Origin of the sequence: Caulobacter vibrioides (assembly GCF_002858865.1) — a bacterium.
Lineage (GTDB): Bacteria > Pseudomonadota > Alphaproteobacteria > Caulobacterales > Caulobacteraceae > Caulobacter > Caulobacter vibrioides.
Genome location: NZ_PJRR01000012.1, coordinates 108671 through 125087, shown reverse-complemented (window position 1 = coordinate 125087; position 16417 = coordinate 108671). Strand labels below are relative to the sequence as shown.

Annotated in this window: 14 protein-coding genes; 8 read left to right on the top strand and 6 right to left on the bottom strand. The window is 67.6% G+C overall.

What is annotated here, in order from left to right; translation table 11 throughout:
- The first annotated feature begins 61 nt into the window (after positions 1–61).
- Both CVUC_RS07160 and CVUC_RS07155 read left to right on the top strand, forming a co-directional pair.
- The gene (locus CVUC_RS07160; protein ID WP_096032228.1) at positions 62–2107 is read left to right on the top strand and encodes a TonB-dependent receptor; all 2046 of its coding nucleotides are present in this window, start codon (positions 62–64) and stop codon (positions 2105–2107) included.
- Between the two features lie 308 nt (positions 2108–2415).
- Positions 2416–3204: a SapC family protein gene (locus CVUC_RS07155; protein ID WP_012639909.1), complete on the top strand. Its 789-nt coding sequence runs from the start codon at positions 2416–2418 to the stop codon at positions 3202–3204.
- A 67-nt stretch (positions 3205–3271) separates the two neighbouring features.
- Here CVUC_RS07155 and CVUC_RS07150 read toward each other — a convergent pair whose 3' ends face one another.
- The gene (locus CVUC_RS07150; protein WP_012639910.1) at positions 3272–3664 is read right to left on the bottom strand and encodes an acyl dehydratase; all 393 of its coding nucleotides are present in this window, start codon (positions 3662–3664) and stop codon (positions 3272–3274) included.
- A 114-nt stretch (positions 3665–3778) separates the two neighbouring features.
- Between CVUC_RS07150 and CVUC_RS07145 the strand changes: the two genes are divergently transcribed.
- Positions 3779–5935 carry a protein-disulfide reductase DsbD family protein gene (locus CVUC_RS07145; RefSeq protein ID WP_096032229.1) on the top strand — a complete coding sequence of 719 codons (2157 nt, stop codon included), beginning with the start codon at positions 3779–3781 and terminating at the stop codon, positions 5933–5935.
- A gap of 117 nt (positions 5936–6052) precedes the next feature.
- On the opposite strand, the gene CVUC_RS07140 is transcribed toward CVUC_RS07145, so the two are convergent.
- Positions 6053–6799 carry a DUF1353 domain-containing protein gene (locus CVUC_RS07140; protein WP_101685802.1) on the bottom strand — a complete coding sequence of 249 codons (747 nt, stop codon included), beginning with the start codon at positions 6797–6799 and terminating at the stop codon, positions 6053–6055.
- A gap of 152 nt (positions 6800–6951) precedes the next feature.
- On the opposite strand from CVUC_RS07140, the gene CVUC_RS07135 reads away from it, so the two are divergent.
- Positions 6952–7557, top strand: coding sequence for a thioredoxin family protein (locus CVUC_RS07135; protein ID WP_010918109.1), 606 nt, complete (start codon positions 6952–6954; stop codon positions 7555–7557).
- A gap of 6 nt (positions 7558–7563) precedes the next feature.
- Here CVUC_RS07135 and CVUC_RS07130 read toward each other — a convergent pair whose 3' ends face one another.
- A complete protein-coding gene (locus CVUC_RS07130) occupies positions 7564–8058 on the bottom strand; it encodes a hypothetical protein (RefSeq protein WP_096032231.1) in 495 nt (164 codons plus the stop codon).
- Between the two features lie 104 nt (positions 8059–8162).
- On the opposite strand from CVUC_RS07130, the gene pgi reads away from it, so the two are divergent.
- Positions 8163–9782 carry a glucose-6-phosphate isomerase gene (gene pgi / locus CVUC_RS07125; protein ID WP_096032232.1) on the top strand — a complete coding sequence of 540 codons (1620 nt, stop codon included), beginning with the start codon at positions 8163–8165 and terminating at the stop codon, positions 9780–9782.
- Between the two features lie 8 nt (positions 9783–9790).
- A complete protein-coding gene (locus CVUC_RS07120; protein WP_010918112.1) occupies positions 9791–10573 on the top strand; it encodes an alpha/beta fold hydrolase in 783 nt (260 codons plus the stop codon).
- On the opposite strand, the gene CVUC_RS07115 is transcribed toward CVUC_RS07120, so the two are convergent.
- Positions 10570–12615 (bottom strand): TonB-dependent receptor plug domain-containing protein, encoded by a 2046-nt coding sequence (locus tag CVUC_RS07115; RefSeq protein ID WP_096032233.1) that lies wholly within the window; start codon positions 12613–12615, stop codon positions 10570–10572. The genes CVUC_RS07120 and CVUC_RS07115 overlap by 4 nt on opposite strands.
- A gap of 463 nt (positions 12616–13078) precedes the next feature.
- Between CVUC_RS07115 and CVUC_RS07105 the strand changes: the two genes are divergently transcribed.
- Positions 13079–13354 (top strand): YjhX family toxin, encoded by a 276-nt coding sequence (locus CVUC_RS07105; RefSeq protein WP_012639915.1) that lies wholly within the window; start codon positions 13079–13081, stop codon positions 13352–13354.
- Between the two features lie 57 nt (positions 13355–13411).
- On the opposite strand, the gene rsmD is transcribed toward CVUC_RS07105, so the two are convergent.
- Positions 13412–13978, bottom strand: coding sequence for a 16S rRNA (guanine(966)-N(2))-methyltransferase RsmD (gene rsmD / locus CVUC_RS07100; protein ID WP_096032235.1), 567 nt, complete (start codon positions 13976–13978; stop codon positions 13412–13414).
- 193 nt (positions 13979–14171) lie between these two features.
- Here rsmD and CVUC_RS07095 point away from each other — a divergent pair, with 193 nt between their 5' ends.
- Entirely contained in the window at positions 14172–15146 is a 975-nt protein-coding gene (locus tag CVUC_RS07095; protein ID WP_096032236.1) for a CPBP family intramembrane glutamic endopeptidase, read from the top strand.
- Here the strand turns inward: CVUC_RS07095 and CVUC_RS07090 are convergent, their stop codons facing one another.
- Positions 15147–16385 carry a pseudouridine synthase gene (locus CVUC_RS07090; protein WP_164468041.1) on the bottom strand — a complete coding sequence of 413 codons (1239 nt, stop codon included), beginning with the start codon at positions 16383–16385 and terminating at the stop codon, positions 15147–15149.
- Positions 16386–16417 lie beyond the last annotated feature (32 nt).

Sequence of the window (16417 nt, the reverse complement as noted above, 5' to 3'; positions counted from 1 at the left end):
CCCTAGCAGTCTCTAGGCGGTCGCTCCCCCGACCGCGCATCTCGTGGTTTCAGGACCCAACATGATCCGTCGCGTCGCCCTCTCCGCCGCGAGCCTCCTTGTGCTCGCCGCCGCCACCGCCGCTCACGCCAAGGACGCCGCCGCGCCGCCCGCTTCGGCGCAAGACGCCGAGGTCTCGAAGGTCATCGTCACCGCCGCACCCTACGGGGTCTCGGCTGATGCGCTCACCGCCAGCGTCGCCGTGCTGGATCGTACCGACCTGGATCTGGCGGCCCCCAAGGGGCTGGGCGACGCCCTGGCCGGTCTGCCGGGCGTGCGTTCGACGACGTTCGGCGCGGGCGCCAGCCGGCCGGTGGTTCGCGGTCTGGCGGGGCCGCGTGTCCAGGTCCTGACCAACGGCGTGGGCCAGATCGACGCCAGCGCGCTGTCGCCCGACCACCAGGTCGCCACCGATCCCGGCGAAGCCGAGCGGATCGAAGTGCTGCGCGGTCCGGCCGCGCTGGCCTATGGCGGCTCGGCGATCGGCGGCGTGGTCAACATCATTGATGATCGGATCGCCACCCAGCAGCCGACCGACGGCATGAGCGGTCGCCTGCTCGCCTCGCGCGGGACCGGTGACGACAGCTACGCGCTGTCGGGCGCCGTCCACGCCACGGTCGGGCCGATGGTCCTGACGCTCGACGCCCTGAAGCGCGAGAGCAAGGACTACAAGATCCCGGTCTATCCGGAGTCCGCCCGTCAGTTGGCCCTCGAGGGCGAGACGGCCGAAGGTGGCGCGGGTCGCCTTGAGAACAGCGCGGTCGATCTGGAAACGTTCGGCGCAGGCCTCTCCTATGTCGGCGACAAGGGCTTTGTCGGCATGTCGATCAAGCGCACGGACTCCACCTATGGCGTTCCGGGCCACGCCCATGAGCATGAGGGCGAGGCGGAGGCCGGGCACGAGGAGGAAAGTGCGGTCACCATCGGTCTGAAGCAGACGCGTATTGACCTGCGTGGCGAGTACGACGCCGATCTGGGCCCCTTCGCCAAGGTGCGCTTCTCGGGCGGCCACGCGGACTACACCCACACCGAGTTTGAGGGTGACGCGGTCGGCACCAAGTTCACCTCGGATGGCTATGAGGGCCGCCTCGAGCTGGTTCAGACCGAGCGTGGCGGGTGGAAGGGCGCTGTGGGCGTCCAGGCTCTACGCCGCAACTTCGACGCCATCGGCGACGAGGCCTATGTGCCCAAGACCAAGATCACCGAGTTCGGCGCGTTCACCCAGCAACGCCTCGAGCTTGACGGTTACGGCTACGAGGGCGGTCTGCGGATCGATACCCGCGAACTCGATAGCCTGAAGGGCAAGGCTGACTTCACCAACCTGTCGGGCTCGGTCGGCGCCTTCTGGCGGCCGACCACCGAGAGCTTCGTGGGCCTGGCGCTGTCGCGCTCCAGCCGCGCGCCCACCGAGTCGGAGCTGTTCGCCGAAGGGCCCCACGCGGCGACGCGTGGGTTCGAGATCGGCGACGCCGATCTGAAGGAGGAGACCGCCACGTCCCTGGAGGCGACGCTGCATTACGGCGGCGAGCGCGTTTCGGGCGATCTGCATCTCTATATCGCGCGCTACGACGGTTTCATCGATCTGCGCCCCACCGGTGACGAGGAAGATGGTCTGGCCGTCTATCGCTACGTTCAGACCGATGCTGAATTCCGCGGGTTCGAAGCCGAGCTCGCCTATCGCGTCTGGACCGATGGCCAGCGGTCGGTGAACCTGCATGCGGGCGCGGACTTCGTCCGGGGCTCGTCCGACCTTGGACCGCCCGCCCGGATCCCGCCCTACTCGGTCTCGCTCAAGGCGTCTTACCAAGCGCCGATGTGGTCGGGCGATGTGGAGGTGCGCCGCACCGGTGGCCAGGAGCGCGTCGCGCAGATGGAGCTGCCCACCGACGGCTACACGGTGCTCAACGCCACCCTGGCCTGGAAGCCGGCCGGTAGTGCGCGCGTGCGCCTGTTCCTCGATGGCCGCAACCTGACGAATGAGGAAGTGCGCGAGCATGTCTCCTTCCTGAAGGACATCGCGCCGTCGCCGGGCCGCCAAGTTCGCGCCGGGATCGCGCTGCGCTTCTAGACGCCTCACCGACAGCCGCCGTGCGGCTGTCGGATGATGCTCCCGGCCTAGAGATCAGGGTCTGCGTATTCAACGGACAGTGTCCAACCGTTCGGCGCAGACTCTTGCGTCGGCCGCAGGCAAGCACGCTCAGCCCCCCTGCGGGCTTGCCCAGCGCCGGGGCCCGGATCCTCCCCCGGGCCCCGGATTCGCCTGTAACGGTGGCCAGATTGCCGCATGCGGCGGGATCGGCTAGAACCGCGAGCCTTTGCGGTCGTCTTCGAAGTGTTCGAGCGTCCGTTTCCAATTTTTTTGTCGTAGAGCTCTTCATGACAACGACCCAGTCCGCCGGCGAAATCACCGGAAACGTCCTGTTCTACAACGCGCCCGAGCCGCTGAACCGCGAGCAGCACGCCAAGCTGGCGCTGGTCCACAAGGACAAGCCGTACGCGTTCGCCGCCGCCGGCACCGCCGTGCCGCTGACCGTCTCGGAATTCGCCCCCGCCGCCCTGACCTTCCCGGTGATCTTCGCCGGTGACGACCGGGTGCCGCTGGCCGTGATGGGCCTGAACCAGCAAGAAAACCTGTTCATCGGCGCCGATGGCTCGATCGAAGCCAACGTCTACATCCCGGCCTATATCCGCCGCTATCCGTTCGTGCTGGCCAACGACGACACGCAGGACCGCCTGATCGTCTGCATCGATCGCGGCAGCGATCTGCTGAGCGAGCAGGGCCAGACCCCGCTGTTCGACGCCAAGGGCGAGCCCACCGAATACACCCAGAACTGCATCAAGTTCTGCGACGACTTCGAGGTCGAGCGTCGCCGCACCGACTCGTTCGTCCAGATCCTGAAGGACAACGACCTGTTCGAGCTGAAGAAGGCCACCTTCCAGCCGACCGACGAAGTCGGCGCTCCGGTGGGCGAACCCGTCACCGTCGCCGAGTATTTCGGTGTCTCGGAAGAGAAGCTGAACGGCCTGTCGGCTGAGAAGCTGAAAGAGCTGCAAGAGAACGGCGCCCTGGCTCAGATCTACGCGCACCTCGTTTCGCTGCTCGGCTGGGACCGCCTGATCAACAAGACGATGATGAAGCAGGCTGAAGCCGCGAACCTGAACTAAGGTTCAGCGTCAGCTGAAATCGAAGAGGGCGGCGGGCTGGACCCGTCGCCCTTTTTCTTTGGCCGGTTTAGCGCGCGAAAATGCTGCGCGTCAGGCACGAGAAGACCAGGCGGCCGGCCTCGTCGAGGAGGTCGTGCTGGGCGATGACGATACCCTTGCCCTCGCCGACCGGGTCCTTGCCCATCACCGTCATGCGGCCGCGCAGAAGCTCGCCGACCGGCGGATTGCGCATCCAGCGCAGGGCGTCGACGCCCAGGCGCTTGGTCTGCGGCCAGGCCGCGCTGGCTTCGGAATCCAGCCGGGTCCAGATCGCGAAGATCATGGCGTCCGGCGCCCCGCTGTCGACCGGCCAGCCCGGCGAGAAGGCGGCGATGAAGGCGTCCAGGGCCTTGGCGTCGACCGCGCGTGTGCCCAGCGAAACGACCTGACCGATCTCGATATCGTCGAAGGCGGCGGGCATGGGCGTCTCCAGGATGATTCCTAGACCAACTGTCCGTTGGGGCTTGGCCATTGTCGAGAGCGGGCTGGCGGTCCATGTGTACCGTGACGTTCTTTTCCGTGTCCGGGCCCGCGCATGTTCCTGAAGAAAGCCGTTCTCGCCCTGCAAGCCCTGGTGATGGGGGCCATGCTTGGCGGACATGCCCTGGCGGGTCCCGTCGTGAACTCTGGCCATGTCGAGTCCGAGCTCGTGGCCCAGGAGGCGGGGATTGCGCCGGGCGGCACGATCTATGTGGCGCTCCGCCAGAAGATCGCGCCCGGCTGGCACACCTACTGGCGCAATCCGGGCGACGCGGGCGAGCCGACCAAGATCACCTGGACCCTGCCGGAAGGCTGGAGCGCCGGCGACATGGTCTGGCCAACGCCCGTGAAGACCCGCCTGGGGCCGTTGCTGGACTACGCCTACAAGGGCGAGGTGCTGATCCCGGTGCCGATCACGGCGGCCGCCAACGCCCAGCCCGGCACGACCCTCAGCCTGACCGCCGACGTCTTCTATCTGGTGTGCGAGCAGGTCTGTATTCCGGAACAGGCCAAGCTCTCGCTGCTGCTGCCCGTGGTGGCCGGCACGCCGGCGCCGGATCCCAAGTGGGGCGCGGTGATCGGCAAGGTGCTGGCCGACGCGCCCAAGCCCGCCGGTCTCAAGGCGGTCTTCAAGCTGGAGGGGCAAGCCCTGAAGCTTGCCGTGACCGGCGGTCCGCTGAAGGGCGCGGACATGGCGGGCGCCTACTTCTTCCCCTATTCGTCGAAGGTCATCGAACATGCGGCCGAGCAGGCGATCGAGCGCGGCGCCGAGGGGCTGACCCTCACCTTGAAGCCCGGTTATGACTTTGTCGGTGGTGGCACGCCGCCGGCCGAGCTGGTGGGCGTTCTGGCGACCAAGGCCGGGGCCTGGGAAGTGACCGCGACCGCCGGTGAAGCGTTGGCGGGCGCCTCTGGCCTGGGGCCGCCGCCGGCGGAAGCCGCCCCCGGCGGCGCCCTGGCCGGCGGTCTCGCCGGGGCGTTGCTGTTCGCCTTCTTGGGCGGTCTGATCCTGAACCTGATGCCCTGCGTCTTCCCGGTTCTGTCCATGAAGGCCGCGAGCCTGGCGGGGCACGCCCACGAGGCGCCCAAGGCGCGACTGCAGGGCCTGGCCTTCCTGCTCGGCGTCGTCGCCACCTTCCTGGCCCTGGCCGGCGCCCTGCTGGCGGTTCGCGCGGGTGGCGCGGCGGTGGGCTGGGGCTTCCAGTTGCAATCGCCGCTGGTGATCGCGGGTCTGGCCCTGCTGATGCTGCTGGTGGCTCTGAACATGTCCGGCATCTTCGAGATCGGGACGTCCGTTCAGGGCGTCGGCGCCGGCGCCTCGGCGAAGGGCGGCGTCGGCGGCGCCTTCTTCACCGGCGCCCTCGCGGTCGTGGTGGCGGCGCCGTGCACGGCGCCGTTCATGGCCGGCGCGCTGGGCTATGCGCTGACCCAGCCGCCGGTGATCGCCTTGGGCGTCTTCCTGGCCCTGGCGCTGGGCTTCGCCGCGCCGTTCGTGGCCGTCACCTTCATCCCCGGCGCGTTGAAGCTGCTTCCGCGCCCCGGTGGCTGGATGGACGTGCTGAAGAAGGGTCTGGCCTTCCCGATGTACGGCGCGGCCCTGTGGCTGGTCTGGGTCTTCGCCCAGCAGACGGGGCCGATGGCCTTGGGCCAGATCTTGGCTGCGGGGATCCTGGCGGCGTTCGGCGCGTGGCTCTACGGCCTGGCGCAGGCGCGGCGAGCCGCCGGCCGGGGCTGGGCCCTGACCAGCGGCGCAGGCGTTCTGGCGGTTGTTCTGGCCTTGGGTCTTGCGGGCGCTGCGGCGGTGGCGGCCAAGCCGCCTGCGACGACCGCCGCCGCCGAAGCCTCGACGCCCAGCGGTCCAGGCCTCACGGCCGAGGCCTGGTCGCCAGAGAAGGTGCAGGCTCTGCAGGCCGAAGGCCGCCTGATCCTGGTGGACTTCACCGCCGCCTGGTGCGTGACCTGCCAAGTCAACGAGAAGGTCGCGCTCTCCGGTCCCAAGGTCGCCGAGGCCTTCAAGGCCCAGAACGCGGTGCTGCTGAAGGCCGACTGGACCAATCGCGATCCGGTCATCGCCAAGGCGCTCGCGGACTTCGGCCGCGTCGGCGTGCCGCTCTACCTCGTCTATCCGAAGAACGGCGGCGAGCCCGTCATCCTGCCCCAGCTGCTGACCGAGGGCATGGTGATCGAGGCGATCGAGAAGGCGGGAAGCTAGAGCCTGTCTGGTTTAGATGGAACCATCTAAACCAGATAAACAGGCTCTAAAATCAAACACTTAGAGCCCTTTCAAACGCTTTAGATGATTCCATCTAAAGCTGAAGGGCTCTAGCCCCTATCTCTTCTTGTCGCCGCCGAACGGGAGCTTTTCCTTGACCTGGTCCAGCGGGGTCTTGGTCACCACTACCGGCGGCGGCACGTTCACCGGCGCGGTCTTGATCGGATAGGCGCGCCAACCGGTCTGGATCAGGGCGTTGAAGCCCTGGCACCTGGGCAGGTAGCGCACCATGCCCGCACGCGGCTTGGCGAAGGGCGCCGGCTGGGTGAAGTCCTGACGCTTGGGATCGATGAAGCGCCAGTCGGTCGGCAAGCCATAGCCCTTCTCGCCGCCCAGACGCACCGCCTTGAACGCGACATTGGCCTGGAACGGTTGAACGCCATACTTCAGCATGGCCCGCAGGAAGATCTGGTCGGCTTCCTCGCGCTTGCCCGGCTCACCGATGGTGTAGAGCCAGTCGTGAATGATGGCCGCGCGCGCCGTCGGGCCCTGGGGGTCGATGAAGGCTTGGCCATACCAAGGCACGCTGGCGAAGTCGGTGACGTACCAGCGCGGCACCACGATCACCTTGCCGGTCTCGACGTCGCAGTAGGGGAACTCAGCGTCCAGCGTGAACAGCTTGCGGCCGTCCTTGGTCTGGTTGAACAGCATGATCGGTTGCGGCGTCAGCGAACTGGGCGGCGTCGGCGTGACCACGGGCACGAAGACGGTCGTGCTGGTCTGCGTCGCGCAGGCGCTCAACAGCAGGGCGACGCCGATCAAGGCGGGGGCGGTTCTCGAACGGGACATCGGCGCTTGGGACATGGAGGCTGGAGATGGTCTTCTGGGCGGCCAGGGCCTGTGGATCAAGTCTGTATGGCGAAGTTTCGACCCTCCACAAGATTGCGACTGCGAATCTTCCGCAGATCGCGGGTTTGTGAGAGCTTAAGCGCCGTTTTTCCTGCTGGAGACTCGACATGTCGATCACGCGCCGCCTCGTCGCCGCCGCCCTGCCGTTGGCCGCCTTCGTTCCCGCCGTCGCCCATGCCCGCCCCGCGCCCGACTTCACGGCGATTGACGCCGACGGAAAGACCCGGTCGCTCTCGGAGTTCCGGGGCAAGACCGTGGTGCTCGAGTGGACAAATGAGGGCTGCCCCTATGTTCGCAAGCACTATTCCGGAAACATGCAGGGCCTGCAGCAGGCCGCGCGCGCCGACGGCGTGGTCTGGCTGACGATCGCCTCGTCCGCGCCCGGAAAGCAGGGCCATTTCGCCGACGGCGCCGCCGCCAAGGCCTGGATGAACGCTAGGGGCGCCAAGCCCACGGCCCTCCTGCTCGACGCCGACAACAAGGTCGCCACCCTCTACAAGGCCAAGACGACGCCGCACATGTTCGTCATCGATAAGACCGGCGCGGTGGTCTACGAGGGCGCGATCGACGACAAACCGACCAACAAGGTCGAGGACATCCAGGGCTCCAAGAACCTGGTGGCCGCGGCGCTGGGCGATCTGAAGGCGGGCCGCAAGGTCGCCACGCCGTTCGTCACGCCCTATGGATGCTCGGTGAAGTACAAGGACGCTTAAGGCCCCTTAGGCCGCCGGCTGTGGCGGTGCGGTGATGACCTCAACATTGTCGTTCAGCAGATAGACCATGTCGCGCAGGGCCAGATCCTGCGCCTTGATCGTGGTGGCGGCGCGGACGGCGGTGAGCTTCTCGGGCAGGTCCTGGCTGATGCCGCGCAGGATGCACTTGAGGTCGTCGACTGCGCCGCGCTCCTTCAGCGTCACGTGGCCCTTCATGTCGAGCGCTGCGAGGTCACCGATCCGTCCGGCGAAGGCGTCGAAGCCCTTCAGCGGCGAGGCGGCGGCGGCTTGGTCGGTCTTGGCCAGATGGGCGCGATAGGCCTCGGTCTGCGCCTTGAGTTGGCGCGCCCGCTTGACGATGTCGATGAACAGCGGCTCGCCGGCGACCGACGCCGGCGCGGCGGGCGCTTGGGCGACGGCGAGGGCGGGGCCGGTCGTCTGCCCCGGATTGAACGACGCCATCCAGAGCATGGCGGAAAAGGCGACGGCGTCACAGGACATCGGGAGCTCCCGCAAAAAACGTCATTGGTCTGCCATGACGCGGCGGCGCCTGTTTGATAAGCCCGGGTCCGTAAACAGCGATTTACCAAACCTGTGAGGACGACATGGCTGATCTCGACGCCGCCTGGACCCGCCTGGAAGCCGCCGCCAAGGCTGCGGGCGACAAGCGCATCGTCGAGTTCTTCGACACCGAGCCGGGACGCCTTGAAGCTCTGACCTTGGACGTGGCGGATCTGCACCTGGATCTTTCCAAGCAGGCCTGGGATGAGGCGGGCCTTGAGGCCGCGCTCGATCTGGCCCACGCGGCCGATGTCGAGGGCGCGCGCGCCCGCATGTTCGGCGGCGAGGCGATCAATTCGTCCGAAGGCCGGGCTGTGCTGCACACGGCCCTGCGTGCTCCGGCGGGAGCGGACGTCAAGGCCCTGGGCCAGCCGGTCATGGCCGAGGTCGATGCCGTCCGCCAGCGGATGAAGGCTTTCGCGCAGGCCGTGCGTTCGGGAGCGATCAAGGGCGCGACGGGCAAGCCGTTCAAGGCGATCCTGCACATCGGCATCGGCGGCAGCGACCTGGGCCCACGCCTGCTGTGGGACGCCCTGCGACCGGTGAAGCCGTCGATCGACCTGCGCTTCGTCGCCAATGTCGACGGCGCCGAGTTCGCCCTGACCACCGCCGACATGGATCCGGAAGAGACCCTGGTCATGGTGGTCTCCAAGACCTTCACGACCCAGGAGACCATGGCCAACGCCGGCGCGGCGCGGGCCTGGCTGGTGGCGGCCCTGGGCGAGCAGGGGGCCAATCAGCATCTGGCCGCCATCTCGACCGCGCTGGACAAGACCGCCGCCTTCGGCGTGCCGGACGATCGCGTGTTCGGGTTCTGGGACTGGGTCGGCGGCCGTTATTCGCTGTGGTCGTCGGTCAGCCTTTCGGTGGCCGTCGCCGCGGGCTGGGACGCGTTCCAGGGTTTCCTGGACGGCGGCGCGGCCATGGATGAGCACTTCCGCACCGCCCCGCTGGAGCAGAATGCGCCGGTGCTGGTGGCCCTGGCCCAGATCTTCAATCGCAACGGCCTGGACCGCCGGGCCCGCTCGGTCGTGCCGTACTCGCACCGCCTGCGCCGCCTGGCCGCCTTCCTCCAGCAGCTGGAGATGGAGAGCAACGGCAAGTCGGTCGGCCCCGACGGGCAGCCGGCCAAGCGCGGCACGGCCACGGTGGTGTTCGGCGACGAAGGCACCAATGTTCAGCACGCCTATTTCCAGTGCATGCACCAGGGGACCGACATCACGCCGATGGAGCTGATCGGCGTCGCCAAGTCGGACGAAGGCCCGGCCGGCATGCACGAGAAGCTGCTCTCGAACCTCTTGGCCCAGGCCGAGGCCTTCATGGTCGGGCGGACCACGGACGATGTCGTGGCCGAGCTCACGGCCAAGGGCGTCTCTGACGCCGAAATCGCCACCCTGGCCCCGCAGCGAACCTTCGCCGGCAACCGGCCCTCGACCCTGGTGCTCCTCGACCGCCTGACGCCCCAGACCTTCGGCGCCCTGATCGCCCTCTATGAGCACAAGACCTTCGTCGAGGGCGTGATCTGGGGGATCAACAGCTTCGACCAGTGGGGCGTCGAGCTGGGCAAGGTGATGGCGAACCGCATCCTGCCGGAGCTGGAGAGCGGCGCTTCGGGCCAGCATGACCCTTCGACCGCAGGGTTGATCCAGCGCCTGAAGCGCTAGGCGATCCCATGCGAGGGCTGACGATCAGCGGCGTTTTCGCCGTCCTGGTGCTGACGGCCTCGTTGGCGCAGGCCGGCGAGGTGACGGTCGACGGGCGCAAGGTCGCTTATCGCGAATGGGGCGGTGGCGAGCGGACCCTGGTGATGGTCAGCGGTCTTGGCGACGGGGCCGAGACGTTCGAGACGGTCGGCCCCCGGCTGGCCCAGGGCTGGCGCGTCATCGCCTATGACCGGGCGGGCTATGGCGGCAGCGCCGATGATCCGCGTGTGCACGACGCCGAGCGGGCGGAGGCTGAGCTGAAGGGGCTGCTGGCGGCGTTGAAGGTGCGAAAGCCCGTGCTTCTGGGGCATTCGCTGGGCGGCGTGTTCGCCGCCCACTTCGCGGCCCGCAATCCGGGAGAGGTCACGGGCCTCGTGCTGGAGGAAACCCGGCCGACCGGCTTCACTGCGGCCTGTAAGGCTAAGCGTATGCGCGGGTGCGCGTTCCCGCCGCTGCTCAAATACGCGTTTCCGCCGGGCGGGCGCCGCGAGGTCGAAGCGCTGGACCGTATTGAGCGGCAAGAGGCTGAGACGCCTGGCGGTGCGACGCCGACCCTGATCCTGACACGCGCCAATACCGGGCAGGGCGGCTTCGATGGGCTATGGCTCGAGCAGCAGGCCAAGCTGGTTCAGCGTTGGCCCGCCGCGCGTCTGGTGGCCGCCCCGAAGGGCGGCCATTACATCCACCGCGACGCCCGCGACTGGTTCGTCGCCGAGGTCAGCGGTTTTCTGGCGGGTTTCCCCACACGCTAGAACGTCTGGCGGATCCGCAGCTGCCAGAAGGTGCGCGGATTGATCGCGCGGTCCTCGACAAAGGCGATCGCGCGGTTAGGGCCGCGGTTGGCGAAGACCGTGCGACGGATACTGAAGTCATCCCACAGGTTCAGCTGCGCACGGATCGCCAGGGTCGGGGTCGGCTTGTACTCGGCGAAGGCCTCATAGTACTGCGCCCCGCGCCAGACGCTGGTCTGGTCGACGTCGTACGTGCCCTGGCCCAGCAGCGGCAGCCAGTTGATCCCCCACTGGGTCTTGTACTTCAGCAGGTCCTGCTGGAAGCCGATATTGGCCTGGGTCGGGCGCACGCCGGAGATCGGACGATCCTTGCCGGTCGTGGGGTCCTTCACGTGGGTCTCGTTCCAGTCGTTCTTGAAGGTGAAGCGGCCGCCCGTGATCCCCAGCTTGTCGGTCGGGACCACGATGTTCAGGCTGAGCCGGTCCAGAGTGGCGTCGCCGATATTGCCGACGGCCGACAGGTTGCCTGGCAGGGGCAGGCGGTCGATCACGCCGATGATCTCGTCATGGCGGTAGGTGATCGCGAAGATGCCCTCGCCCCAGAAGCGACGCTCATAGCCGATCTCGGTGATCCAGCGCTGCTCGGGTTTCAGCTCGACATTGCCGCCATAGACATTGCCGTCTTCAAGGTCCGACGAGGCGGCGAAGTCGTCGAAGTCCAGCTGGCCCAACTGCCGTTCGAAGCGGAAGCGTAGCTGGTTGTTGGCCACAGGCGTCCAGGTCGCCAGGAACCGGGGCTTGGCGTAGAAGAAGCTCTTCTCGTTCTGCGCATCGCCCGACTGCTTGATCGTCGAGGTCTCCAGGCGCAGGCCGCCCTCAAGCGTCAGGCGCGGATTGACCCGCCAGGTGGCCTTGGAGAAGGCCTCGCCGCGCAGTTCCTCGACCTTGACCGAGGCGCTGGGCAGCGGCACGGCGGCGCCCCCGACCGAATAGGCCTGTTTCACATCCAGCATGTTGTAGGCCACCTCGCCGCCGGTCTCGACGGTGATGGCCTTGCTCCAATCGTGGCGGAGCTGGGCGCGGAAGATCGACTCGCCGCTGTCGCCCTCGGCGGTGAAGCGCTGCTGCGCCGCCTTGACCCCGTTCAGCGTTTCGTCGCTGGTCGAGGCGCTTTCGAAGTTTTCGAAGCTGTGGATGGCCCGCGTCTCTAGGGCCCAATTGGGCGCCAGCGGGCGGGTGTAGGTCAGGCCCAGCTCCCCCGACTGCTCGTCATCGACATAGTTGCTGCGACGCTCGGCGATCGCCGAAGTCAGGGTCTGCCACTGATTCCAGTCGTTAACGCCAAAGCGGGCCGTCGCTTCGATCTTGCCGCCGGCCAGGGGCGCCGAATAGTTGCCCCGGATGCTGCGTCCGCCGCCCCAGCTGTCGTTCAGGTACTTCTCGTCGCGGATGATCTTGCCGGTACTATCGCGGCGAATGTTCGTCCCCGGACCATTGGAGTCGCTGCTGCCGATGCCGTCGCTCAGCGTCACGCCCCAGCTCTTGTCGCCGTCGGTGGCCGTGAACTGGTAGCTGCCGCCGTAGAGGTCACGGCCGCCGTCGAACTGGCTGGTGTTCCAGCTCACGATCGACTGGCGGTTGGCGCCCTTCTTCAGGATCACATTCACGACCACCGAATAGCCCTGCATGTCGACGCCCGGCGCGCCGCCACGGATCAACTCGATCCGCTCGACCCGGTTGGCCTGGGTGCGCGACAACACGTTGCTGCCCGTGTCGTTCTTGGAGGCCGGGCGAGCGCCGTTGATCAGAATATTGCCGACCGCTCCCTCGAAACCCCGGGCGCCGCTGCCGTCCTGCACCGAGAAGCCGGGCACCCGCTGCACCATCTCCAGCGCGGTGTTGGGGCGCTGGGCGGCGAAGAAGTCGGGCTGAAAGATCAGCACGCCCCGCTGTGCGGCTTCGGCCTGGGCGGCGACTTGCTCGGGCGTCAGGTCGGCGGCCTGGGCGGCGCTGGCCAGCAGAATGGCGGCCGCGCTGGCCAGAAGCATGGTCTTGGTCATCACTGGTTCCCCTCAGTGGCGACAGGTCTGAACGCCCCGAACATTCATCTCAAGTTACAAGCCTGACATGTAGATTACATATCCGATAGCATTACGAGATTTTCATCTTTCTACAATCGATTGCCCGGCGTCATTACTTGGATGATCGCGATTTGCTTATGATCAGTGCTTTATTTCCGCCATCTTTCTGAGCTCGCCGCTCCCTTGGAGCGAGCGCAAGTTTTCGCCGCATCGCCTCGCAAACGACGTCTGCCGAGGGCCGGCGCCCTGGCGTGCTTGAGCCTTGGCGCGGCTTGGCGCATGGTTGCGTCGTCAACCTCTCTTGTGTGGTTCATGTCCGAGATTGTGCGCGAGGCCCGGGCCTAACAGGCTCCGAACCTCGGTTCGAAAGTCGTCAGGCCCGCTCCGCCCGCGTTTCCCGCTTGGTGGAAGCGCGATCGTACGCCTCGATCTCTCGGACAATCCCTTGAACATCTCAAAGCCGCAGCAACGCACGCTGCACGCGCTGGCCCAAGGCGGCCGCATTGAACTCGAACGTGATGACAATGGCCGGATCATCTCGGCCGACTGCCTCACCCGCGACGGCTGGGCGCTGACCGACTGCACGGTCGCCGTCTTCCAGTCCCTGAAGCGGAAGCGGCTGATCGCCAGTCAGGACGGCGGGCCCTACCGGATCACCCGGCTGGGCCTGGCCAACCTTCGCGCCCAACTCGATAACCGGGTCGGCGCCAAGGCCTGGTGATCTTTCTGGCCTCTGGGTCCCGGACAGCCTCTCAGAGGCTTCCGGAATGACGAGCCCTTAGCCCGTCAGCTTGAAGAACAGGATGCGCGCGGCGCCATAGTCGCGCGCGTCGATCTGCTCGAAGCCGTCCAGCGCCGGATCGACCTCGCCGCGCCCCCGCTCGAACATCAGGATCGCGCCGGGGGCCAGCCAGCCGTGCGTGCGCAGCTCCGCCACGGCCTTCTCGCCCAGACCCTTGGCGTAGGGCGGGTCGAGGAAGACGATGTCGAAGGGCGCGCCGGCGCTGGCCGGGCGCGGGCCAAGATCGGTGGCGTCGCGCCGATGGACGCGGGTGACGCCGAACAGGTGCATGGCGTCGATGTTCTCGCGGATGGCGCCGCGCGCCGCATCGTCGGTCTCGACGAACAGGCAGAAGGACGCCCCGCGCGACAGAGCCTCCAGGCCCAGGGCGCCGGAGCCGGCGAACACATCGATGACCCGCGCGCCGTGCAGCTCGGGGGCCCAGGCGGCGTGCTCCAGGATGTTGAACACCGCCTGTCTCGCACGATCCGATGTCGGCCGCGTCGCGTCGCCGGGCGGGGCGGCGATGGCCTTGCCGCGAAACTGGCCGGAAACGATGCGCATCAGGCGGCCTCTTCCCGAACCGAACGGGCGATCACGCGGCGCTTGTGTCCCGCGCCTGAATCCTGATCGCGCATGCTGGCCCTCTTACAAGTCGTAACCGGATGTGTGCCGCCGTCCGCGTCGCGCGGCAAGCGCGCGCTTTACAAGATCGCGGTCGCCCCGTCTTAGTCCCCGTGAGCAGGATGGACAGGCGATGCGAATGGGCGGACTGATGGAGACCGTGAGGCGTTCGCGCTTCCTGGCCGACCTGTCGCCCCACGACCGCGACCTGCGGCGGACCGCGCTCGTCATCCCGGTCGGGATCCTCGCCGGCGCCGTGACGGGCCTGCTCGGCGCATTGGCGGCGATCCTGGCCTTCATGCTTGTCGTCGGCGGTCTGGATGGCGCGGCTGCGGCCACCGACCTGTTCCAGGTCTTCTCCAAGCCCGATCTCGCCGAGCCTACGGGGCCGCAGTCGCTCTTCATCCTGGCCTGCCTGGCGGGCATGAACCTGGGCGCGGCCATCGGGTTCGTCATGGCCGCCGCCGCCATCCAGCGCCGGCCCTTCGGCGACTACATCAATGACGGACAGCCGCTGCGCTGGCGGTTGGTGCTGGGCGGACTGGTGCTGGTCGGCGTGGTGATGGCGGTGGTGATCGGTCTCGTCGCCGTGGTCTCTGGCCACGTCTTCGAGCCGGCCGTGCTGAAGGTCTCGCCCAATCTGGTCGGACGGTCGGTCTACGCCATCATCGCCATCGTCCTGCTGATCCTGGCCTCGGCCGCCGAGGAACTGGTGCTTCGCGGCTGGCTGCTGAAGCAGAGCGCGGCCTATATCCGCAACCCGATCGCGCTGATGGCGCTCAACGGCCTGCTCTTCGCGGCCATTCACCTGGATCCCAATCTCGACGCCTTTCTGTTCCGCGCCGCCATGGGGGCGGGGCTGACCTGGATGGCGCTACGCCTGGGCGGCATCGAGCTGGGCATCGGCGTCCACGCGGCCAATAACGCCGCGATCGTATTGCTGCTGCGTCCGATCACCTTGCAGCCTGACGCCGCGCGGGAGTTTCAGCCGGGATTGGTCGCCAGCGCCGTGGTGATGCTGGCTGGTTTCATCGGGATCTCAGAACTCTGGATGCGCTGGCCCGCCCTGCGACGCTGGACTGGCCTGTCCGCTCCAGCCACCGCCTGATCAGCGTTTGGGGCCGCGCGGAGGGCCTGAGCGCGTCGTCGGCTTGCCGGGGCGTTCCGAGAGACGCCGCGCCGCGCCGTCGGCCGGCTTTGCGCCCGGACGGGGCGCGGCCGGCTTCCCGCGTACAGCGGGCTTGCCGATGTCGATGAACTTGCTCTCGATCGACTTGGCCGGACGCTTGACCTTGGCAGGACCCTTCGCCGGACCCTTGCCGGCGCCCTTGGGCGGACCGTGGGGCGAGGCCTTCTTCTTCGGCTTGGCCCAACCGGGCTTGTAGACCGGCTTCTCGGGCTTCTCCGGCGTGTCCAGGATCACCGCCCGATCGGCGCGCGGCGCGCCCCGGCGTTGCAGTTCGCCCCCGCCTTCGGTGCCCGGGGCCTTGGTGGGGTTGGCGATCCCCGCGAACTTGGGCCGGTCGCCGGTCGGCATGTTCTCGGGCGAGACAACGCCTTCGAGCAGCTCGCGAATGACGCGCGGGCCGACCTCCTCGATCTGACCGGCGGCCAGAGTCCCCAGGGCGAAGGGGCCGTAGGACAGGCGGATCAGACGATTGACCTTCAGGCCGATCGACTCGAGCACCTTGCGGACTTCGCGGTTCTTGCCTTCCGACAGGCTCACCGTGATCCACACGTTCTTGCCGCCCCCGGCCTTTTCATGGGCCTTGTCGAGCTTGGCCTCGATCGCCCCATAGGTGACGCCCTCGATGGTGACGCCGTCCTTCAGCTTGTCGAGCTTGGCCTGGGTCGTGTCGCCGAAAGCCCGGGCACGATAGCGGCGGACCCAGGCGTTGCTGGGCGTCTCAAGCGCGCGCGACAGTTCGCCGTCATTGGTCAGCAGCAGCAGACCCTCGGAGTTCAAGTCCAGGCGACCGACCGAGATCAGGCGTGGCAGGTCCTTGGGCAGCGCGCCGAAAACCGTCGGCCGACCCTTCGGATCATGGTGGGTGGTCATCAGGCCGGTGGGCTTGTGGTAGCGGAAGATCCGCGTCGGCTCGCGCTCGGCCACCAACTGGCCGTCGACGGTGAGGAAATCGCCAGGCGCGACCTTGACCGCCGGCGTCGTCAGCACCTTGCCGTTGATCGCCACACGGCCCGCTTCGATCAAGCGCTCGACCTCGCGCCGCGAGGCGACGCCGGCCCGCGCCAGGGCCTTGGCGACCCGCTCGCCGGGGCCGCCGTCGAGATCTCCGTCTTGACCGTCGAGGTGAGGCTCGTACAGGGGATCGTGGGGTTTGGTCATGGCGCGTCCTTCTTGGGCTGGGCGCATCTCTC

Bases quoted from the DNA above. Each gene is read 5' to 3' on its own strand.
- CVUC_RS07095 (WP_096032236.1), top strand. From the start codon at position 14,172: ATGCGAATGGGCGGACTGATGGAGACCGTGAGGCGTTCGCGCTTCCTG.
- CVUC_RS07090 (WP_164468041.1), bottom strand. From the start codon at position 16,385: ATGACCAAACCCCACGATCCCCTGTACGAGCCTCACCTCGACGGTCAA.
- CVUC_RS07135 (WP_010918109.1), top strand. From the start codon at position 6,952: ATGTCGATCACGCGCCGCCTCGTCGCCGCCGCCCTGCCGTTGGCCGCC.
- CVUC_RS07160 (WP_096032228.1), top strand. From the start codon at position 62: ATGATCCGTCGCGTCGCCCTCTCCGCCGCGAGCCTCCTTGTGCTCGCC.
- CVUC_RS07155 (WP_012639909.1), top strand. From the start codon at position 2,416: ATGACAACGACCCAGTCCGCCGGCGAAATCACCGGAAACGTCCTGTTC.
- CVUC_RS07120 (WP_010918112.1), top strand. From the start codon at position 9,791: ATGCGAGGGCTGACGATCAGCGGCGTTTTCGCCGTCCTGGTGCTGACG.
- pgi (WP_096032232.1), top strand. From the start codon at position 8,163: ATGGCTGATCTCGACGCCGCCTGGACCCGCCTGGAAGCCGCCGCCAAG.
- rsmD (WP_096032235.1), bottom strand. From the start codon at position 13,978: ATGCGCATCGTTTCCGGCCAGTTTCGCGGCAAGGCCATCGCCGCCCCG.
- CVUC_RS07145 (WP_096032229.1), top strand. From the start codon at position 3,779: ATGTTCCTGAAGAAAGCCGTTCTCGCCCTGCAAGCCCTGGTGATGGGG.
- CVUC_RS07140 (WP_101685802.1), bottom strand. From the start codon at position 6,799: ATGTCCCAAGCGCCGATGTCCCGTTCGAGAACCGCCCCCGCCTTGATC.
- CVUC_RS07130 (WP_096032231.1), bottom strand. From the start codon at position 8,058: ATGTCCTGTGACGCCGTCGCCTTTTCCGCCATGCTCTGGATGGCGTCG.
- CVUC_RS07150 (WP_012639910.1), bottom strand. From the start codon at position 3,664: ATGCCCGCCGCCTTCGACGATATCGAGATCGGTCAGGTCGTTTCGCTG.